The following is a 19,960-nucleotide window of genomic DNA, read 5'->3' as shown; positions in this document are numbered from 1 at the left end:
GATATTCCGTCCGACGGTTGACCGCGCGACGGCAGCCGTCAAGACTAGCAGAACGCCGTGCACCCTCCGCAGTCGTGCCGGCCACGCGATCCGTCGAACCTGTTGCCAAGCCCCCGCGCGACGATTAAGATACGCGGCTTCCCACGGGGTGTAGCTCAGCCTGGTAGAGCGCTACGTTCGGGACGTAGAAGTCGCAGGTTCGAATCCTGTCTCCCCGACCAAAAATTCGATGAAAAGCCGGCCTCGCGCCGGCTTTTTTATGCCTGCAAACCGACAATAACCTTTGTAGGAGCGGCTTCAGCCGCGACAGAAGAAAAGCATCACCCGCCAGCGGGCTCCTACAACACCGCGCGGCTTTCCAGCGCCAGCGCCGTGAGGCGATCGAGTTCTTCCTCGACAAATCCTGCCTCGCGCCGGGCCGGCAGGTTGAATGGGCCGCGCAGACTGACCCCCATGTAGTCGCGCAGCAGTTCGAAGAAGGTGCTGACCGGTTCCAGCCCATCGCGCTCGCAGCAGTGGTGATACCAGCGGGTACCGGCGGCGACGTGGGCGACCTCTTCCCGCAGGATCACTTCCAGGATCGCCACCGTGCCCGTGTCGCCCAGATGGCGCAGCCGCTCGATCATGCCGGGGGTCACGTCCAGCCCGCGCGCTTCCAGCACGCGCGGTACCAGCGCCATGCGTGCGGTGTCGTGATGGGCGGTTTTCTCGGCCATCGCCCACAGGCCGTCATGCGCGTCGAAGTCGCCGTAGACATGGCCCAGCTCGGCCAGCCGCCCCTGCAGCATCGCGAAGTGGCGCGCCTCGTCGTTGGCGCAGCTGGCCCAGTCGCGGTAATACGCCGCCGGCTTGCCCCGGTAGCGATAGACCGCGTCCCAGGCCAGGTTGATCGCATTGAATTCGATATGCGCCACCGCGTGCACTAGCGCGGCGCGCCCTTCGGCGCTGCCGAGTCCACGTTGGGGTACCTGACGTGCGTTGACCAGTTTTGGTCTGCCGGGGCGCCCGGGTGCAGCAATCGGGTCGGGCAGCGGCGATGCAGGATCCGGATGCAAGGTGTCAGCCTGGAATGCCTGCCACGTCGCATGCGTCAGGCGCAGCTTTTCGGCTGGATCGATAGCATCCAGACAGCGCTTGGCGGCGGCGTGAAGATCGGTCATGGCGTTTCGGTAGGAGCCCGCTCGCGGGCGATGCTCTTGTTCTGATGGTTGGCAGGAAATCAAAACAAGAGCATCGCCCGCCGGCGGGCTCCTACAAGGGAGCGGTTACACGACCCGGCGGGCGGCCTTGGCGTCGTCCGAGCGAAGCATCTGGATCTGTTCCAGATAGCGCTGGTCTAGACCGGTGACGTATTCGCCCGAGAAGCACGAAGTGTCGAACTGCTTCAGGTTTTCGTTGCCGTCCTGCACCGCCCAGATCAGGTCCTTCAGATCCTGGTAGATCAGCCAGTCGGCGCCGAGCATCTGTTCGACTTCCTGCTCGGTATGGCCGGCGGCGACCAGCTCGGAGGTGGAGGGCATGTCGATGCCATAGACATTCGGATAGCGCACCGGCGGCGCGGCGGAGGCGAAGTAGACGTTCTTCGCACCGGCGTCGCGGGCCATCTGGATGATCTGCTTCGAGGTGGTACCGCGCACGATCGAATCGTCCACCAGCAGCACGTTCTTCTTGCGGAATTCCAGCTCCACCGGATTGAGCTTGCGGCGCACCGATTTCACCCGTTCGCCCTGCCCCGGCATGATGAAGGTGCGGCCGATGTAGCGGTTCTTGACGAAGCCCTCGCGAAACGGCACGCCGAGCGCGCCGGCCAGCGCGCTGGCGGCGGTGCGCGCGGTATCGGGAATCGGGATCACCGCGTCGATGCCGTGATCGGGCCGCTCGCGCAGGATCTTCTCGGCCAGTTTCTCGCCCATGCGCAGGCGCGCCTTGTATACCGAGACGTCCTCGATCATGGAATCGGGCCGCGCCAGGTAGACGTATTCGAAGATGCACGGCGTGTGCAGCACGCGCTCGGCGCAGTGGCGGGTGTGGAGCTTGCCCTGGTCGGTGATGATCACCGCCTCGCCCGGCATGACGTCGCGCACGCGCTTGAAACCCAGCACGTCGAAGGCGACCGACTCGGACGCCACCGCATACTCGCGACCTTCCGGGGTGACCCGCTCGCCCAGCACCAGCGGGCGGATGCCGTGCGGATCGCGGAATGCGACCAGGCCGTAGCCGAGCACCAGCGCCACGCAGGCATAGCCGCCGCGGGCGCGCGCATGCACGCCGGCGACCGCCTTGAAGATGTGGTCGGGGGTCAGCTCCATCCGGTCCTGGATCTGCAGCTCGTGCGCCAGCACGTTCAGCAGCACCTCGGAGTCGGATTCGGTGTTGATGTGGCGCCGGTCGTCCTGGAACATCTCGCGACGCAGCACGTCGGTATTCACCAGGTTGCCGTTGTGCGCGAACGCGATGCCGTATGGCGAATTCACATAGAACGGCTGCGCCTCGGCCGATCCTTCCGAACCGGCCGTCGGGTAGCGGCAGTGGCCGATGCCGATGCGTCCGCGCAGACCGCTCATCGCGGCCTGGCTGAACACGTCGCGCACCAGGCCGTTGCCCTTGTGCAGGCGCAGCCGCGAGCCGTCCACGGTGGCGATGCCGGCCGCATCCTGGCCGCGATGCTGCAGCACCGTCAGTCCGTCATAAAGCGCCGATGCCACTTCGGTGGTACCGACGATGCCGATGATTCCGCACATGATGTGTAGCCTGCTTCAGGATGTTGCGTTCAGAAAGTCGTGCTCAGAAACTCTTCGGGCGCCCGGATGCACTGCCGGCAGCCGCTGGTGCGATCCTGTGTTCCGAGGTCGTTGCCGGAGCGGGCCCGCCTGATATGGGGGCAGGCAGCGACCTCGGCAAGCTGGGCAGGTGGTCGAGCACCGCCGATGGATTCAGGTGGTCGCGCACACTGGGTGGCACTCGCTGCTCGAGCCAGGCCGCTACATGCCGGAACTGCGGCAGCAGCGTCGATTGCTGCCACCACGGATCCCGCGTGAACGCGGTAAAGCCAACCAGAAACACCAGCAGCGTCACCAGCAACACGCCGCGGGCAAAGCCGAAAATCATGCCGAGCAGGCGATCGGTGCCGGACAAGCCGGTGCTCTGGATCAGCTTGCCGATCACGAAACGCAGCAGCGCGCCGAGTATCAGCACGGTCACGAAGCAGATGCCGTAGCCGACGATGATCCGTGCCGACGGCAGCTCGATGACGCGCTCGAAATGAGCCGCGACCCGCGGCCCGAAAGTCCACGCCACCCAGAACGCGACGATCCAGATCGCCAGCGCCAGCACTTCGGAAATGAGCCCTCGCCACAGCCCGATCATCACCGAGATGGCGAGCACACCGATGATGATGTAATCGGTCCAGTTCATCCGCTCACCTGCCCGGTTCGCATGCTGGTGCGTGCATGATACTCAGGGTACCGAAACGACGTTGCCGTCGATGCCCAGCTTGGCCTTGATCTGATCGTGCACGCGCGCTGCGTCGGCGCGCTGCGTCTGCGGACCTGCGCGCACGCGCCACAACTGCTTGCCCGCGGACTGCACCGTATCGACGTAGCCGTCGAAACCGTTCGCGCGCAACTTGTCGCGCAGCGCGTTCGCATCGGCCTGACTGCTCATCGCGGCCAGTTGCACCGCCCAGCCGCCGGCCCTCGCCGCCGCATGGGCTACGGGTGCGGCCGAGGCGGCATCGTCGTGGCTGGCATCCTGCTGCAGCCGCGCCGGCACACCGGGAACCGACTGGGTGATTTTCAGGCGCGCCGCTTCGGCAGCCGCACGCGTCTCGAACGGCCCCGCGATGACCAGAGTGCGCGGCTGGCCGCCCTGGGTGATCGAATGGCCCGCTACCGGATAGCCCAGCGCGCGCACGCGCCTCTCCAGGTTCGCTGCACCGGCCGCGCTGGCGTAGGCGCTGAGGTTGACCGTGTAACTGCCACGCCCGACTTCGGGGGCGGTCGCCGCTGGCGTGGTGGCCGCCGTCCTGGGCGCGGCGGCCACCGGCTGCGATTTGATCGCGGGTGCGCTGGCGGCCGGCGTGGCGTGCATCGGGATCACCGCCTGCCCGGGCGAGGTGCCCGCGCCGGTGGTCACCATCGTCGCCACCGGCTTCTTGCCGGCGTCGGGGTCGGTTTCACCGTCGCGCGGGCGGTTCGAGCCGATGTTCACCGTGGCCAACTGGTCGCCCGATACCGGCGCGGTCGTGGTGGCCGGCGTCTTCGGAGCGGCAGCGGACGCCGTGGCAGCTGGGGTGCCGACGGGTGCATCCGGATTCAGGCTCATCGTCTTGGTCTGCAGGTCGCGATCTGGCGCCGGAGGTATCGCCAGGCTCACCGCCTGGTCCCCGCCGGAAGCTGGCGGCTTACCGGAGAAGATCATCGGCAAGAACAGGATCGCCAAGGCAATCAATACGGCAGCACCCAGCAGGCGTGTATTCAAGACTTCACTCCAAGACGGCAAACGCGGCACGCAACGGCGCGATTATACCTGCCCGCGCCGGATGCCCGGTCAGGTGGCATGAGGATGCTCTGATTTTGCTCGTCATCCCGGAATCGCGAAGCGATATCCGGGACCCACTGTCTGCGTGTATCAACATGTTACATAAAAGACACTGGGTTCCCGCTTTCGCGGAAATGACAAAAATTAGAGGTTAATCAGAGCATCCCTAAGTGCTGTGTTCAGCCACGATGGCCCCGGCCACGAAAAACGAGCCGAATGCCAGAATGCGCTCCCCCGGCTGCGCCGTCGCACGGGCGGCGGCGAGCGCCGTCGCCACGTCGGCATGCGCATCGAACGCCGCCTGCGGCAAGGTCTGCCGCAGGATCTCGGCCAGCGCCGGCGCGGCCAGGCCGCGTGGCGTCGCGTGATCCAGCCCGGCCAGATGCCAATGGTCGATGCGCGCACCCAGCGCGCCGATCACGCCGGCCACGTCCTTGTCGGCCAGCGCCCCGTACACAGCATGCACGCGTGCGGCGGGCTGGATGTCCAGCCATTCGGCCAATGCGCGGGCGGCCTGCGGGTTGTGGCCCACGTCAACGACCAGCTCCGGGTCGCCGCCCAGCGACTGCAATCGCGCCGCCACACGCACCTCGTGCAGACCGGCGCTGACCGCGGCGAAGACGTCCTTCGACGCGAATGACGGGTCGTCCACCCACAGCGCATGCAGCGCCGCGATCGCTGCCGCCGCATTGGCGAACTGCACCGGCGCCGCCAGTGCAGAATCGGGCAGCTCCATCGCCGTGCCGTCGCGGTGTTGCCAGCACCAGCCGTCGGCATGGCGTTCGACGTGAAAATCGAGGCCCGCCCGCTCGACCCGCGCACCGCATGCCGTCAGCGCGTCGAGCAGCCCTGCCGGCGGATCGAGTTCACCCACGATCACCGGTCGCCCGGCCCGCGCGATGCCGGCCTTCTCGCGGCCGATGCTGTCGCGGTCCAGCCCCAGCCAGTCCATGTGATCCATGTCCACCGTGGTGATGATGGCCACATCCGCGTCGACGATGTTGACCGCGTCCAGCCGCCCGCCGAGCCCCACTTCCAGCACCGCCACGTCCAGTCCGGCACGCGCGAACAGGTCCAGCGCCGCCAGCGTACCGAACTCGAAATAGGTCAACGGGATGGCATCGCCCGAAGGCGCGCCGCGCGCCGCCTCGATCCGCTCGAACGAGGCAATCAGCGCGGCGTCGGCGGCGTTCGCGCCGTCGATCCGTATGCGCTCGTTGTAGTCGACCAGATGCGGCGAGGTGAACGCGCCGACCCGCAGGCCGGCGGCTGTCAGCATCGCTTCGAGCAAGGCCACGGTGGAACCCTTGCCGTTGGTGCCGCCCACCGTGATCACCCGGCGGGCGGGGGCGGGCGCTCCCGTCCGCCGCCATACCTCGCGCACCCGGTCGAGCCCCAGCTCGATGCTGCGCACGTTGACGCGTTCCTGATACGTCAACCATTCGGCGAGATTGCGGGTCATGCGATGACTTTGTGCGTGAGGGTCGAACGGCATCCGCACAACCGCGCGGACAGGCAGGCGCGAAGTCTAAAGCATTGCCTCGGCCGAACAGATGGCTCGGCACGATTTGTTTTACTCCGCAGCCTCTGTAGTAGCGACCTCGGTCGCGATGCTCTTGAGTCTGGCGACTGCGGGAACATCGAAAGCATCGCGACCGAGGTCGCTCCTACAATTTTCCCGCAACATCATCTTCTACAGCGGGGTCTTGCGCAGCCGCAACGCGTTGCTCACCACCGAGACCGAGCTGAGGCTCATCGCCAGCGCCGCGATCATCGGCGACAGCGTGATGCCGAGCCACGGGTACAGCACGCCGGCCGCCAGCGGTACGCCGACCGCGTTGTAGATGAAGGCGAAGAACAGGTTTTGCCGGATATTGCGCACCGTCGCCCGCGACAGCGAGTGCGCCTGCATGATCGCGTCCAGCTCGCCCCGCACCAGGGTCACCTGCGCGCTTTCCATCGCCACGTCGGTGCCGTTGCCCATCGCGATGCCGATGTCGGCCGCGGCCAGCGCGGGAGCGTCGTTGATGCCGTCGCCGGCCATCGCCACGCGGCGACCCTCGGCGCGCAGGGCATTCACCGCGGCGGCCTTGTCCGCGGGAGAGACATCCGCATGTACCTCATCGATATTCAGCTCCCGCGCCACCGCATGGGCGGTGGTGAGGTTGTCGCCGGTCAGCATCACGATGCGCAGGCCGGCCGCGTGCAGCGCCTCGAGCGCCGCCGGCGCGCCCGGCTTGATCCTGTCGGCCACCGCCAGCAAGGCAGCGAGCGTGCCGTCGATGGCCAGGAACATCACGGTGGCGCCCTGCCCGCGCAGTTGTTCGGCGCGGGCGCTGGCGGCGTCGGCCATCGCGATATGCAACTCCGCCATCAGCTTCGCATTGCCCAGCGCCACGGCGCTGCCATCGACGTTTGCGCCGACCCCGCGGCCGGTCAGCGAGCGGAAATCCGTCGCGGTCAGCGTCGCCGCGCCTTCCGCTTCCGCTGCAACGACAATCGCCCGCGCCAGCGGATGTTCGCTAGCCCGCTCCAGCGCCGCCGCCACGGCCAGCAGACGCTCGCGCGGCCGGCCATCCAGGCTCACCAGTTCGGTCAGCGCCGGCTTGCCCATGGTCAGCGTGCCGGTCTTGTCCACCACCAGCGTGTCGATCCCGCGCATGGCTTCGATCGCGCTGGCGTCCTTGAACAGCACGCCGCTCAGCGCGCCACGGCCGCTGGCCACCATGATCGAGATCGGCGTGGCCAGACCCAGCGCGCAGGGGCAGGCGATGATCAGCACCGACACCGCGGCGATCAGCGCGTGCGTCATCCGCGGTGCGGGCCCCAGCAACCCCCAGGCCGCAAATGCCAGCAGCGCGACCACCACCACCGCCGGCACGAACCACGCAGCCACCCGATCGGCCACGCGCTGCAGCGGCGCCTTGCTGCGCTGCGCCTGCGCCACCAGCGCCACGATCTGCGCCAGCATCGTCGCGCCGCCGACTTTCAGTGCGCGCATCGTGAGCGCGCCATCCTGGTTCACGGTGCCGCCGGTGAGCGCATCGTCCTTCGCCTTGGCCACCGGCATCGGCTCGCCGGTCAGCATCGACTCGTCGACATGGCTCTCGCCGTCCAGCACCACGCCGTCGACCGGCACCTTCTCGCCGGGGCGCACGCGCAGCACGTCGCCGGCATGCACTTCGTTCAGCGGAACATCGGCTTCGCTGCCGTCCGCCGCGACCCGCCGTGCGGTTTTCGGCACCAGGCCCAGCAGCGCCTTCAGTGCCGCCCCGGTGCGCCGGCGCGCACGCAACTCCAGAAAATCGCCCAGCGTGACCAGGGTGACGATCACCGCCGCCGATTCGAAATACACCGCGACCCGCCCGTGCATGTCGCGGAAACCGGCCGGGAAGATCCCCGGCAGCAGGAACGCCACCGCGCTGTACAGCCACGCCACGCCGGTGCCCAGCGCGATCAGCGTGTACATGTTCGGACGCCACGGGCTGAGCGAGTGCCAGCCGCGCGCGAAGAACGGTGCGCCGCCCCACAACACCACGATGCTGGCCAGCACCGCCTCGACCCAGCCGGCCGCACCGTCCCATGGCGCGGGCAGATGCCAGCCGAACAGATGCGGCCCCATCGCCAGCACGAACACCGGCACGGTCAGCGCCAGCAGGGTCCAGAACCGCCTGGTCATCGAAGACAACTCGCCGCCATCGTCCTCGTCCAGCGTCGGCGTCATCGGTTCCAGCGCCATGCCGCAGATGGGACAATGACCGGGGCCGGACTGCCGGATCTGCGGGTGCATCGGGCAGGTATGGACGGTGCCCGTTGGCGCCGGCGGCGGCGCGGCGCGCTCTTCCAGATAAGCGGACGGGTCGGCCACGAACTTCTCCCGGCAGCGTGCGGAGCAGAAGTAATGCGTGCGGCCATCCTGCTCGGCGTGATGTTTCGCGGTCGACGGATCCACCGTCATGCCGCACACAGGATCGACCGCGACACCTGCCGTCGGCTTGCCGCTGCCCGCGCAGCAGGAACCGTGCGCGCTCATGGCTTCACTCCGGTGTCGCTCAAGGCACGCAGGATCGGACACTCCTCCGGCTTGCCATGCCCCGGACACGACGCCACCAGCTGCGCCAGCCCGCCGCGCACGCGCTGCAATTCGGCGATGCGCTGCTCGACCGCGGCGAGCCGCTGCTGCGCGCGCTGCTTCACCGCCTTCACTCCGCGCTGGCGATCGGCGGACAACGCCAGCAGCTCGCGGATCTCCTCCAGCGTAAAACCCAGCTCCTTGGCCCGCCGGATGAAGCGCAGCTGCGCAACCGTGCCCTCGCCATAACTGCGATAGCCCGAGGCACGCCGCTGCGGCTCGGGCAGCAGGCCCTCGCGCTCGTAATAGCGGATCGTGTCGATCGCCACGCCTACGCGCTTGGCGACGGCACCGATGGTCAGGGAGGAAGTCTGCATGTTCATGCCGAATACTCTAGACCCTTGATCAAGGTCCAGAGTCAAGAGCCTGCGACAAGAAGCCCATTGGTAGGGAGCACTCGGCCTGCCGGAGTTGCCCGTGCCTTAGGGCGTGCCGGAACGGCGATGCCCATCCCGCCCGCTGGGCGTATAGTCCGCTTCAGCAGCGCGCATGGGGGCGGGTTTTGCCTGAGACATTTCGATCGTCTCGAATTGCATGATCCCGCGGTTCGTCCGGTTCCTTTGAACAACGTTTTTTTCACAAGTTGCACGACTGCTCTCGCTTGTGGCCGGAGGGCCGTCCGCAAGCATGTGGTACGTGAGTTGGCCGATTCTGCTGATGGCCTGAGGGAGATAGCTCATGTTCGATCTAGCCGGGCAGCAACTGAACGATCTACTTGAAGCCATGCCGGACGCGATCGTCATGGCCGAATCCGGCGGGCGGATCTTGTTCGCCAACTCGCACGCCGAGCGCGTTTTTCGTTATTCGCGCAGCGAACTTGTCGGGCAATCGGTGGATATTCTGCTGCCCGAGCGATTCCGAACGGCGCATGCCGGCCACGGCAACGGATTTTTTGCGCAGCAGCGCACCCGCACAATGGGGGCAAACCCGGAACTCTACGGCCGGCGCAAGGACGGCGAAGAATTTTCGGTGGAAATCAGCCTAAGCCCCATCGTGATGGACGAGGGGACGATGGTCATCGGCGTCGTGCGCGACGTCACCGCGCGCAGGCGCTCCGAGGAAAAATTCAGGGACCTGTTCGAGTCGGCGCCGGATGCCATGGTGATCGTCAACCGCGATGGCCTGATCGAGCTGGCGAACGCGCGGGCGGTGTCCCTGTTCGGCTGGAAGCGCGAAGAGTTGCTTGGCCAGTCGATCGAGATGCTGATGCCGACACGTCATCGCAACCGGCATTCCGGTCAACGCGCGGGCTTCCACGAGCAGCCGCGGGCCCGCAACATGGGAACCGGCCTGGAATTCTTCGGCCTGCGCAAGGACGGCACCGAATTCCCCGTCGACATCAGTCTGAGCCCGCTGCAGACCGAGAGCGGGTTGCTGGTATCCAGCGCGATTCGCGACATCACCGAACGCAAGCAGGCCGAGGCCGCTCTGCAGGAGGCGAACCGGCTGAAAAGCCAGTTCCTGGCCAACATGTCGCACGAGCTGCGTACGCCGCTGAACGGCATCATCGGCTTTTCGCAACTGCTGGCGGACGGCAAGGCCGGCGCGCTGGAAGACAAGCAGAAGGAGTTTCTGGGCGACATCCTCGACTGCAGCCAGCATTTGCTGCATCTGGTCAACAACCTGCTCGACCTCGCCAAGATCGAGGCGGGCCGCATGGAATTGCAGGAGGAGGATTTCCCGCTGCCGCAAGCCATCGGCGAAGTCTGCGCCGTGCTCTCGCCACAGGTCGACCAGAAACGGATCGAGGTGAACACCACCATCGCGCCGGCGCTCGATCATGTCAGCCTCGATCGTCACAAGTTCAAGCAGATCCTGCTGAACCTGCTTTCCAACGCGGTCAAATTCACTCATCCCGGTGGACGCGTGGATATCTGCGCCAAGCACCTTCCCGGCGGGGAGTTGCAACTCCAGGTCACGGACACCGGCATCGGCATCGCGACCGAAGATCTGCCCCGCCTGTTCGTCGAATTCCAGCGGATCGAACGCGGTGCCGCGAATCGCTTCCAGGGCACCGGACTCGGTCTTGCGCTGACCCGGAAGCTGATCGAGATCCAGCACGGCACCATCGCCGTGGAAAGCGAACTCGGACGCGGCACCACCGTCACGGTCTTGCTGCCACCTCGAGCACTGTCAGCATGAAGCAGCGCATTCTCGTCATCGACGACAACCCCATCAACCTGAAACTGGCATTGTGCGTACTCGAGCTGGAAGGCTACCTGGTGGATCAGGCGGTCGACGCCGAGCAGGCGCTGGTGTTCCTTCGAGATACCGTCCCCGACCTCATCTTCATGGACATCTCGTTGCCAGGCATGGATGGCTTGACCCTCACCCGAAAGCTCAAGGCCGAAGACCGCTTCAAGCACGTCCCCATCGTCGCGCTCACCGCCTACGCGATGAAAGGCGACCGGGAGCGCGCGCTCGATGCAGGCTGCGACGGCTACATCGCCAAACCGATCGACACCCGCGCGTTTCCCGCGCAGGCCGCCGCCTACCTGCAACGAGCGGTCACCGGATGAAGATCCTGATCGTCGACGACGGGCCGACCAACCTCAAGCTGCTGCGTCTCCAGTTGGAGGCGGAAGGGCATGACGTGCTCGAGGCGGTCAATGGCATCGAGGCGCTCGATGTACTCGAGCACGAGACGGTCGATGGCGTGGTGTCCGACATCCTCATGCCGCGCATGGACGGCTACCTGCTCAGCCTGGAGGTGCGGAAAGACAAGCGCTTCAGCCATCTCCCGCTGGTGCTCTACACCAGCACCTACAACTCGCCCACCGATCGCGAACTGGCGCGAAATGCCGGTGCGGATGCGTATATCTGCAAGCCTGCGCCCACCGACGTCATCATTGCCGCGCTGCAAGCGGCCGCCAGCGCGCCGCGCAGTACCGCCGCCTCGTCGGCACCGCGGGAGCTGGAGTCGCCGATCCTCCGGCAGTACAGCGAAACGCTGGTGCGCAAACTGGAAGACAAGAGCGACGAACTCGAACGCGCATACCAGGAGCTGGCGCAGACCGAAGCGCGCCTGTCCGGCCTGATCGAGTCGGCGCTCGATGCGATCGTCGCCTTCGACGAGCAACAGAAGATCCTGCTTTTCAACGCCGCCGCCGAAACCATGTTCGGGTGCAAGCGTGCGACGACCCTGCAAAGCCCGCTCAGCGAATTTTTCCCTCTCCCGTTTTGCCAGGCATTGACCGGGGAGCCCGACGACGGGCAAACCGGGCCGCGCCTGCTGCGCGCCCTGCGGCGCGACGGCAGCGAATTCACGATCGAGGCAACCGTCTCGATCCTGGACAGCCCGCAAGGCCGGATCTACACGATGTTTATCCGCGACATCACCGAGCGCGAGCGCGCCGGACGCGCCTTGCATGAGAGCGAGGAACGCTTCCGCAGCCTCATCGAGGCAAGCCAGGATTGGATCTGGGAAGTCGATCGCGAAGGCCGGCTGCTCTACACCAACAACGCCGTGCAGCATATCCTCGGTTATTCCGCCGACGAGCTGTTGGGCCACAACGTGGCGACGCTGATCCACTCCGAGGACCGCGCCATCGTCGCCGAGCGCGTGGCGTCCTTTCTCGAGCATCCACGGCCATGGCAGCGGCAGCCGCTGCGCTGGCGCCACCGCGACGGCGGAGTGCGCATTCTGGAGAGCACGGCGAACCCTGTACTGGACATCGACGGCCGCGCGGTCGGTTACCGCGGCGCCAATCATGACGATACCGAACGTCTCGCCCAGGAAGCCAGGATCAGCCGGCTCGTCCACATCCACGCGGTACTCAGCGCCATCGGCAACATCGTGGTGCGGGCGACCGACCGCAGCGGACTGTTGCACAACGCCTGTCGCGTCGCCGTCGACCAGGGCGAATTCAAGGCGGCATGTATCGGCGAGGGCACCGTGGTCGGCACGCTGCGCGTGGCCGCGAGCTATGGCGACGCGGCCATTCTGCAATCGGTCGCGCCGGACGAACCCATGCCGGTCAACGCGCCTGGCCGCTATCATCGACACCCCGGCATTCAGGCGTTTCGGGAGAAGCACAAGATCGTCATCGGCGAATTCGCCGTGGCGGACGTTCCCGCCGAGCTTCGCCAGGAGATGAAGCGGGCCGGTGTCATGTCGGAGGTGGCACTGCCCCTGGGCACCGAACCCTGGGGCGTGCTCACACTGTTTTCGGAATCGGTGCGCGACTACGACGAGGAGGAAATCGGCCTGCTCCAGCAGCTTGCCGAGGAGATCGACCATGCCGCCGATTTCATCGCCAAGAGCGAGCGACTGGAATACCTCGCCTACCACAACTCGGTGACCGGACTGCCCAACCGCAGCGCGTTTCGCGAGCACGTGCAGTCCATGCTGGACTGCGGCCCGGTAATCGTCTGCGTGCTCAATATCCGGCGCTTTGCCTATATCAACGACTCGCGTGGCCGCGCGTTCGGCGACCACTGCCTGGCGCAGATCGGCATACGCCTGCGCCGCCTGTTCGCCGCTTCCGGTTTCGTGGCCCATCCCGAGGGCAGCACCTTCCTGCTGGCCTACCCCATCACCGACCGGCTCGCCGCGGAGATAGAGCGACTTCACGCACAGCTGCGCAGGTTCGAGAACCAGGCTTTCACGATCGACGGCGAAGAGCTCTACATCAACCCGCAATGCGGCGTCGCCATCGCGCCGCAGCATGGCGACAACGGCGAGATGCTCGAACGCAACGGAATGTCCGCGCTGGCCGAAGCAGACCGGCGCGACGAGCTGTTGTACGTATTCAGCGAGAACCTGCAAGGCCGCGCCACCCGCCGGCTGAAACTCGAGAATGATCTGCGCCACGCTCTCGATCAGGACGAGTTCGAACTGTTCTATCAACCCAAGTTTTCCACCGTCGGCAACCGGCTGCTCGGCGCCGAGGCGCTGCTGCGCTGGCGCCGTCCGGGCGAACTGATCCAGCCCGCGGACTTCATATCCGTACTGGAAGAGACCGGGCTGATCGTGCCGGTGGGACAGTACTTGCTGCGCGATGCGCTGGCGCACGTCGTGGATTGGCGGGCCCGCTACCAGCCCGACCTGCGGATCGCGGTCAACGTGTCCGCGCGCGAACTGCGCTACGGCGGCTTTCTCGACCAGTACCGGGCGATTCTCGAACCGTATCGCGCGGACCAGGGCATCGACATCGAGATCACCGAGAGCCTGCTGATGGACGATATCGACCACAATGTCCCGCTGCTCGAAAAGCTGCGGGAACTCGGCTGCCACATCTCCATCGACGACTTCGGCACCGGCTACTCGTCACTCAACTACCTGACGCGCCTGCCGGCGGACGAGATCAAGATCGACCAGTCGTTCATCGCCACGCTGACGCAGAGTCCGGAGACCATGGGCATGATCACCAACATCATCAACCTTGCCCATTCGTTGTCGCTGCGCGTGGTCGCCGAGGGTGTGGAGAATGAAGAACAGGCCAAACTGCTGCGCCTGTTGCGCTGCGACGTCCTGCAAGGCTATTTCCTCGGGCGGCCGATGCCGGCCGACGTGTTCGAGGAAGTGCTGGCGGGTTTGTCGGCATCACCGGCGATCGGCACCCCTTGAACCGAGCCGCCGCAGCTGTCTCGTCGTTCTAAGCGACTGGCGGCTCTGCCTACCCCTGCAGCAGCTTGCGGTACACGACGAACCCGGACTTCTCGGCGACCTTGTCGTACAGCTGCATGGCCGCGGCGTTCGTCTCGTGGGTTTGCCAATACACACGTGGCGAACCCGCCTGCTCCGCTCGCTCGTAGACCCCATTGATCAGCGAGCGGCCGACGCCCTTGCCGCGGGCCGCCGCGACCGTGAACAAGTCCTGCAGGTAGCAGCTCGGGGCGAGCTGGATGGTGCTGCGGTGGAACAGGAAGTGCGCCAGGCCCAGCAGCTCGCCGGCCTCCTCGGCGACGAGCGCGTGCACCGGCTCGTAGGCATCGAAGAAGCGCGACCAGGTCGTCTGCGTGATTTCATCCGGCAGCGCGGTTGGCCCGCTTCGGCCGTAGAACGCGTTGTAGCCTTCCCACAGAACTTTCCAGGCGGGAAAGTCCTCGCGCCGTACTGGCCGTATCACTAGTCGATCGTTCACGAAGGACACCTCGGTTTCACCACGAACGGGATGGACAGGTTGGGCCATCTGCTGCCTGTGCTCAACACGACCAACGGCACGGCATCTTTACCCCAGCGCATCTTCCGCCGCCACAAAACCGCCGGTCTGCCGCTTCCACAGCCGCGCATACAAACCTTCGTGTGCGATCAGTTCGGCGTGTGTGCCGGTTTCCACGATGCGGCCCTTGTCGAGCACCACGAGGCGATCCATCCGCGCGATGGTGGACAGGCGATGGGCGATGGCGATCACGGTCTTGCCCTGCATCAGGATGTCGAGGCTGTCCTGGATGGCGGCCTCGGCTTCGGAATCCAGCGCCGAGGTCGCTTCATCCAGCACCAGGATGGGCGCGTCCTTCAGCAGCACGCGGGCGATCGCGATGCGCTGGCGCTGGCCGCCGGACAGCTTGACGCCGCGCTCGCCGACCAGCGCCTCGTAGCCGGCGCGGCCCTCGCCGTCGACTAGCTGCGGAATGAATTCGTCGGCGCGCGCCTTGCGCACGGCTTCGTGGATCTGCGCCTCGCTGGCGTCGGGTCGGCCGTAGAGGATGTTGTCGCGGATCGAGCGGTGCAGCAGCGAGGTGTCCTGCGTCACCACGCCGATCTGCGAGCGCAGGCTTTCCTGGGTCACCTGCGCCACGTCCTGGCCGTCGATGGTGATCCGCCCGCCTTCGAGGTCGTACAGGCGCAGCAGCACGTTCACCAGGGTGGATTTGCCAGCGCCGCTAGGCCCGACCAGGCCGATCTTCTCGCCGGCGCGCACGGCCAGTTCCAGCCCCGAGATCACGCCGCCTTTCTTGCCGTAATGGAAGTGGATGTCGTGGAAGTGCACGGCGCCGTTGGTCACCTCCAGCGGCATCGCGCCCTCGCGGTCCTGTACTGCGCGCGGCTGCGCGATCGTGGTGATGCCGTCCTGCACCGTGCCCACGTTCTCGAAGATGCCGTTGACCACCCACATGATCCAGCCGGACATGTTGTTGATGCGGATCACCAGCCCGGTGGACAGGGCGATCGCGCCCACCGTCACCCGCCCTTCGCTCCACAGCCACAGCGCCAGCGCCGAGGTGCCGGTGATCAGGAAACCGTTGAGCGTGGCGATGCTGGCGTCCATCACGGTGGTGACGCGGGTCATGCGGCGCAGCTTGTCGGTCTGCTCGCCCATCGCCTCGGCCACGTAGGCCTCCTCGCGCCGGGTGTGCGCGAACAGCTTCAGCGTGAGTACGTTGCTGTAGCCGTCCACGATGCGGCCCATCAGCTTCGAACGCGCCTCCGACGCCTTCCACGAACGCTGCTTGATGCGCGGGATGAAGAACCACAGCAACCCGACATAGGCGAACACCCAGGCCACCAGCGGCGCGGCCAGCCAGAAGTCCGCCCGGGCGAACAGCGCGATGGCGCTGCCGGTGTAGATGGCGACGTACCAGATCGCGTCCACGATCTGCACCGCCGACTCGCGCAACGACCCGCCGGTCTGCATGATGCGGTTGGCGATGCGCCCGGCGTAGTCGTTCTGGAAGAAGCCGAGACTTTGGCGGATCACGTAGCGGTGGTTCTGCCAGCGGATGCGGTTGGTGAGGCTGGGCACGATGGCCTGGTTCACCAGCAGGTCGTGCAGGCTGTTGAACACCGGCCGCGCCACCAGCGCCACCAGCGCCATGCCCAGCAGCTCGCGGCCGTGCTCATGGAAGAAGTCCGCCGCGGGCACCCCCTTGGCCATGTCCACGATGCGGCCGATGAAGCCGAACAGCGACACCTCGATGATCGCCACCATGAAGCCGACCACGATGGCCACCGCGAACACCGGCCACACCTGGCGCAGGTAGAACGCGTAGAAGCGCCATACCGACTTCGGCGGCATGCTGTTGACGGGGTCCTTGAACGCGTCGATGAGGGATTCAAACCAGCGGAAGATCATGGGAATCGCAAGATGTGGAAGAGCTTGTAACGTGCTTGCTGACGAGTGGTTTCGCAAGGGCCGACCGGCACCCCGCGTTGATGACTTCGACACCAGGCAAGCCAAGGTTGTCGTGGTGCCCGCTGGTCGAGCCCGTTCTGATGCAGCACCAGTGCGTCGACCTTGCCGCTGGCATCGCGCTCGAAATCCAGCCTCGCATCGACCACGGTATAGAAGAAGTGATCCGCCGCCGTGGCATAGACCGGATACGCGGCCTGCCCGGTCAACTGGGCGTAGAGCTGACCGTGATCGATCGTGATGGCGAATTCCACGCCGGGCGCCGGCATGTACTGGCCGACATAGGCGTCGAGCTGCGCAGACGGCACGGCTATCGCCTTGTGCATCACCGGCAGCGGCGCGGATGGCAGCAGGGCCGCTAAGCCCAGCTCCTGCGGCGCACCGGTGACGCCGGCCAGGATCACCACGCCGCGGCGTGTGGATCAGCGCCATCGCGGCGTTCAACGGGGTCTTCCGCTGGCCCATGCTTGCCTGCAGGTAAGACAGCATGTCGGCACCGCTGCTGAGCGACGCACCGGCACCTTCCAGTGCGCCGAGTCGCCAATGCTTCGCCGGCTGTCCTCGTTCATCGTGACCGGGGGCGAAGCGCTCGCGCAATGACCCGTCTTTCGAGAGCCCATGAGCGCGTCCTGGATTGCCGCAGGCTGGGTTTCATAGCAGACCATATAACGTCAGCGAGAAGCAGCTCATGCCCGAGCGCCATGGCGGGTAGTTCAATACTGAACGCCAGCCTCGAAACTCCAGCAGCATGATTGACCGCCCGCGGCCGCGCTCCGATCATGCCCGGATGCCTACTCTGATCCGCTGTCTCTTCATTTTGCTGCTGGCCGCCTGCGGCGGCGGCGTCCTGGCGCAGAACGCCCCGGATGCCGCCGCCGCACCGGCTGCGGCACCGGTGCTCACCCCGGCGCAGACGCTGGCCCAGCTGCGTGCCCAGCTGGACGGCATCAAGGCCGCGGTGGATTCCAAGAAGACCGACGTGCCGCTGGGCGATCTGCGCAACCGCGCGCTGGACGTGCAGCAGCAGGCCGAACAACTGGCATCCACGCTGTCGCCGCAGTCGGCCGGACTGCAGACCCGGCTCGACGTGCTCGGCCCTGTGCCAGTCAAGGGCGCCCCGCCCGAGTCGCCACAGTTGAGTTCGCAACGCAGAGAGCTGACCAAGGCCAGGAATGACCTGGAAGGCCAGATCAAGCAGGCCAACTCGCTGAGCGCCGAAGCCACCCAGCTGGCCGCCCACGTGGCCGAGCTGCGGCGCGACCAGTTCCAGACCCAGCTCAGCTCGCGCACGGCGACACCGTTCAGTCGCGCATTCTGGGCGGATCCGGCCAAGGCGTTCCCCGACGACGTGGGCCGGGTGAAACAGCTGGGCGGCGACGTCCTGTCGGTCGTGCAGCAGGCCTGGCAACCGCCCAACCGCACGCCGTTCGTGCTGTGCCTGATCACCGCCGTGCTGCTGCTCAGCGTAGGGCGCTGGCTGATCGAGCGGGTGCTGCTGCAAGTGACGACCGAGCACATGCCGACGGGCCGGCTGCGGCGCAGTGCACTGGCCGTGGCGATGACGCTGGCCTACACGCTGGCGATCGGACTGGCCGCGCGTTCCGCCTATCTCGCGCTGAGCTGGAACGACCTGCTGGGCGACGATCTGGACGATCTGGCGAAGAAGCTGGTGCGACTGGTGACCTTCGCCGCCTTCATGACCGGCCTCGGCCGCGCGATGCTCTCCAGCAAGCGTCCGTCCTGGCGCCTGTCGACCCTGTCCGACGATGCCGCGCATCGGCTGCGCGCTTTCCCGGCGCTGCTCGGTGGCGCTGCCCTGCTGCGCGGCGTGGTCGAAAGCGTCAACAACGCCATCGGCGCCAGCCTGGCGATCACGGTGACGACACGCGCGCTGCTCGCCGTGCTGATCGGCCTGCTGGTGGGCAGCGCGCTGCTTCGGCTGGGCCAGTCGCGGCGCGCCACGCTGGCCGCGGGCGAACTGACGGCACAGCGTCCGGTCTGGGTCGGCCTGGTGGTCGCGGCGGCATTCGTCGCGGTCGGTCTCGTGCTGCTCGGCGTGGTCATGGGCTACATCGCCTTTGCGTTCTTCATTGCGGGGCAGATGCTGTGGGTCGGGGTGATCCTGACCGCGCTGTACCTGCTGATGTATCTGATAGACGACATCTTCGACACCGTGTTCGACCCCAAGGGCCGTAGCGGTACGCGCCTGCAGAACAGCTTCGGGCTGGCTCCAAGCGCGCTGGAACAGACCGGCACCCTGCTGTCCGGCATGACGCGCGCCATGCTGCTTATCCTGGCGGTGGCGATCGTGCTGGCGCCGTTCGGCGCAGGCCCGCAGGAACTCGTCGCACGCGTGGGCACGCTGCTGTCGGGCGGCACGCTGGGGTCGCTCAATATCGTGCCCGGCAATATCTTCGACGCCGTGCTGGTATTCGCGCTGGGCCTGCTCGTGCTGCGCGTGATCAAGCGCTGGCTGAGCGACCAGTTGCTGCCGAAGACTTCGCTCGACTCCGGCATGCAGAGCTCGATGCTGACCCTGCTCGGCTATGTCGGCGGCGTGCTGGTGTTCGTGCTGGCTCTGCTGGCGCTGAAGGTCGACCTGCAAGGCATCGCCTGGATGGCCAGCGCGCTTTCGGTCGGCATCGGTTTCGGCTTGCAGGCGATCGTGCAGAACTTCATCTCCGGCCTGATCCTGCTGGCCGAGAGGCCCGTGAAGGTGGGCGACTGGGTTGCCATCGGCGGCGTCGAAGGCGATATCCGCCGGATCAACGTGCGCGCCACCGAAATCCAGATGGGCGACCGCTCGACCATGATCGTGCCGAACTCGCAGTTCATCACCCAGAACGTGCGCAACGTGACCCTGGCCAATGCCCAGGGCCGCGTCAACATCAAGTTGTCGATGCCGCTGGATACCGATGCGGGCAAGGCGCGCGAGCTGATCCTGGAAGTGCTGCACGCGCATCCGGACACCTTGAACATGCCGGCGCCCAGCGTGCACCTGGAAAATCTCGATGCCGGCTCGATAACGTTCAACTGCATCGCCTACGTCAACAGCCCACGCGACGTCAGCGGGGTGAAAAGCGACCTCCTGTTCGAGATACTCGAACGCCTGCGCCGTGCCAAACTGCCGATGACGAGTCCGCAGAGCATGGTGCTGCGCCGGCTGCCGCCGATGGCCGACAGCCACGACGATAGGGATTGATACGGCGTCTGC

Annotated in this window: 14 protein-coding genes and 1 tRNA gene; 5 read left to right on the top strand and 10 right to left on the bottom strand. The window is 66.2% G+C overall.

The features are described from left to right. Nucleotides 1-144: 144 nt before the first annotated feature. Nucleotides 145-221 (top strand) — tRNA-Pro (locus ACFPPB_RS08945). Nucleotides 222-338: 117 nt separating this feature from the next. On the opposite strand, the gene ACFPPB_RS08940 is transcribed toward ACFPPB_RS08945, so the two are convergent. The 7 genes from ACFPPB_RS08940 to ACFPPB_RS08910 form a co-directional block, all read right to left on the bottom strand. Beyond that, nucleotides 339-1,160, bottom strand: a complete 822-nt coding sequence (locus ACFPPB_RS08940; RefSeq protein ID WP_377326422.1) for a ferritin-like domain-containing protein — start codon at nucleotides 1,158-1,160, stop codon at nucleotides 339-341. 105 nt (nucleotides 1,161-1,265) lie between these two features. After that, on the bottom strand, nucleotides 1,266-2,741 hold the full coding sequence (purF, locus tag ACFPPB_RS08935) for an amidophosphoribosyltransferase (protein WP_377326421.1): 1,476 nt from the start codon (nucleotides 2,739-2,741) through the stop codon (nucleotides 1,266-1,268). A gap of 43 nt (nucleotides 2,742-2,784) precedes the next feature. Beyond that, nucleotides 2,785-3,414: a CvpA family protein gene (locus ACFPPB_RS08930; protein ID WP_377326420.1), complete on the bottom strand. Its 630-nt coding sequence runs from the start codon at nucleotides 3,412-3,414 to the stop codon at nucleotides 2,785-2,787. Between the two features lie 42 nt (nucleotides 3,415-3,456). Next, nucleotides 3,457-4,479: an SPOR domain-containing protein gene (locus ACFPPB_RS08925; RefSeq protein ID WP_377326419.1), complete on the bottom strand. Its 1,023-nt coding sequence runs from the start codon at nucleotides 4,477-4,479 to the stop codon at nucleotides 3,457-3,459. A gap of 226 nt (nucleotides 4,480-4,705) precedes the next feature. Further along, the gene (gene folC, locus ACFPPB_RS08920) at nucleotides 4,706-6,001 is read right to left on the bottom strand and encodes a bifunctional tetrahydrofolate synthase/dihydrofolate synthase (RefSeq protein ID WP_377326418.1); all 1,296 of its coding nucleotides are present in this window, start codon (nucleotides 5,999-6,001) and stop codon (nucleotides 4,706-4,708) included. Between the two features lie 231 nt (nucleotides 6,002-6,232). Next, nucleotides 6,233-8,572: a heavy metal translocating P-type ATPase gene (locus ACFPPB_RS08915; protein WP_377326417.1), complete on the bottom strand. Its 2,340-nt coding sequence runs from the start codon at nucleotides 8,570-8,572 to the stop codon at nucleotides 6,233-6,235. After that, a complete protein-coding gene (locus ACFPPB_RS08910) occupies nucleotides 8,569-8,994 on the bottom strand; it encodes a heavy metal-responsive transcriptional regulator (protein ID WP_377326416.1) in 426 nt (141 codons plus the stop codon). The genes ACFPPB_RS08915 and ACFPPB_RS08910 overlap by 4 nt, the downstream gene beginning before the upstream one ends. A 355-nt stretch (nucleotides 8,995-9,349) precedes the next feature. On the opposite strand from ACFPPB_RS08910, the gene ACFPPB_RS08905 reads away from it, so the two are divergent. Genes ACFPPB_RS08905 through ACFPPB_RS08895 form a run of 3 tightly spaced genes read left to right on the top strand, consistent with a single transcriptional unit; the run spans nucleotide 9,350 to nucleotide 14,240 of the window. Beyond that, complete coding sequence (locus ACFPPB_RS08905; RefSeq protein WP_377326415.1) at nucleotides 9,350-10,813, top strand: PAS domain S-box protein; 1,464 nt, start codon at nucleotides 9,350-9,352, stop codon at nucleotides 10,811-10,813. Continuing rightward, the gene (locus ACFPPB_RS08900) at nucleotides 10,810-11,190 is read left to right on the top strand and encodes a response regulator (protein WP_377326414.1); all 381 of its coding nucleotides are present in this window, start codon (nucleotides 10,810-10,812) and stop codon (nucleotides 11,188-11,190) included. Before ACFPPB_RS08905 ends, ACFPPB_RS08900 begins: the two co-directional genes overlap by 4 nt. After that, nucleotides 11,187-14,240, top strand: coding sequence for a GGDEF/EAL domain-containing response regulator (locus ACFPPB_RS08895; protein ID WP_377326413.1), 3,054 nt, complete (start codon nucleotides 11,187-11,189; stop codon nucleotides 14,238-14,240). Before ACFPPB_RS08900 ends, ACFPPB_RS08895 begins: the two co-directional genes overlap by 4 nt. Before the next feature lie 49 nt (nucleotides 14,241-14,289). Here the strand turns inward: ACFPPB_RS08895 and ACFPPB_RS08890 are convergent, their stop codons facing one another. From ACFPPB_RS08890 to ACFPPB_RS08880, 3 genes are all read right to left on the bottom strand, one after another. Beyond that, the gene (locus tag ACFPPB_RS08890; protein WP_377326412.1) at nucleotides 14,290-14,757 is read right to left on the bottom strand and encodes a GNAT family N-acetyltransferase; all 468 of its coding nucleotides are present in this window, start codon (nucleotides 14,755-14,757) and stop codon (nucleotides 14,290-14,292) included. Nucleotides 14,758-14,844: 87 nt separating this feature from the next. Continuing rightward, nucleotides 14,845-16,686 (bottom strand): ABC transporter ATP-binding protein, encoded by a 1,842-nt coding sequence (locus ACFPPB_RS08885; protein WP_377326514.1) that lies wholly within the window; start codon nucleotides 16,684-16,686, stop codon nucleotides 14,845-14,847. After that, nucleotides 16,686-17,150, bottom strand: a complete 465-nt coding sequence (locus ACFPPB_RS08880; protein WP_377326411.1) for a DUF3471 domain-containing protein — start codon at nucleotides 17,148-17,150, stop codon at nucleotides 16,686-16,688. The genes ACFPPB_RS08885 and ACFPPB_RS08880 overlap by 1 nt, the downstream gene beginning before the upstream one ends. Before the next feature lie 383 nt (nucleotides 17,151-17,533). Here ACFPPB_RS08880 and ACFPPB_RS08875 point away from each other — a divergent pair, with 383 nt between their 5' ends. Then, entirely contained in the window at nucleotides 17,534-19,948 is a 2,415-nt protein-coding gene (locus tag ACFPPB_RS08875) for a DUF3772 domain-containing protein (RefSeq protein ID WP_377326410.1), read from the top strand. Nucleotides 19,949-19,960 lie beyond the last annotated feature (12 nt).

This window comes from Rhodanobacter terrae, from assembly GCF_042657005.1.
Taxonomy (GTDB): domain Bacteria; phylum Pseudomonadota; class Gammaproteobacteria; order Xanthomonadales; family Rhodanobacteraceae; genus Rhodanobacter; species Rhodanobacter terrae.
This window is presented reverse-complemented; position numbering and strand designations above follow the sequence as displayed.

Excerpts from the sequence above, each read along its gene's own strand:
- ACFPPB_RS08900 (WP_377326414.1), top strand. The coding sequence starts at position 10,810 with ATGAAGCAGCGCATTCTCGTCATCGACGACAACCCCATCAACCTGAAA.
- ACFPPB_RS08895 (WP_377326413.1), top strand. The coding sequence starts at position 11,187 with ATGAAGATCCTGATCGTCGACGACGGGCCGACCAACCTCAAGCTGCTG.
- purF (WP_377326421.1), bottom strand. The coding sequence starts at position 2,741 with ATGTGCGGAATCATCGGCATCGTCGGTACCACCGAAGTGGCATCGGCG.
- folC (WP_377326418.1), bottom strand. The coding sequence starts at position 6,001 with ATGACCCGCAATCTCGCCGAATGGTTGACGTATCAGGAACGCGTCAAC.
- ACFPPB_RS08875 (WP_377326410.1), top strand. The coding sequence starts at position 17,534 with ATGCCTACTCTGATCCGCTGTCTCTTCATTTTGCTGCTGGCCGCCTGC.
- ACFPPB_RS08915 (WP_377326417.1), bottom strand. The coding sequence starts at position 8,572 with ATGAGCGCGCACGGTTCCTGCTGCGCGGGCAGCGGCAAGCCGACGGCA.
- ACFPPB_RS08940 (WP_377326422.1), bottom strand. The coding sequence starts at position 1,160 with ATGACCGATCTTCACGCCGCCGCCAAGCGCTGTCTGGATGCTATCGAT.
- ACFPPB_RS08905 (WP_377326415.1), top strand. The coding sequence starts at position 9,350 with ATGTTCGATCTAGCCGGGCAGCAACTGAACGATCTACTTGAAGCCATG.
- ACFPPB_RS08930 (WP_377326420.1), bottom strand. The coding sequence starts at position 3,414 with ATGAACTGGACCGATTACATCATCATCGGTGTGCTCGCCATCTCGGTG.
- ACFPPB_RS08910 (WP_377326416.1), bottom strand. The coding sequence starts at position 8,994 with ATGAACATGCAGACTTCCTCCCTGACCATCGGTGCCGTCGCCAAGCGC.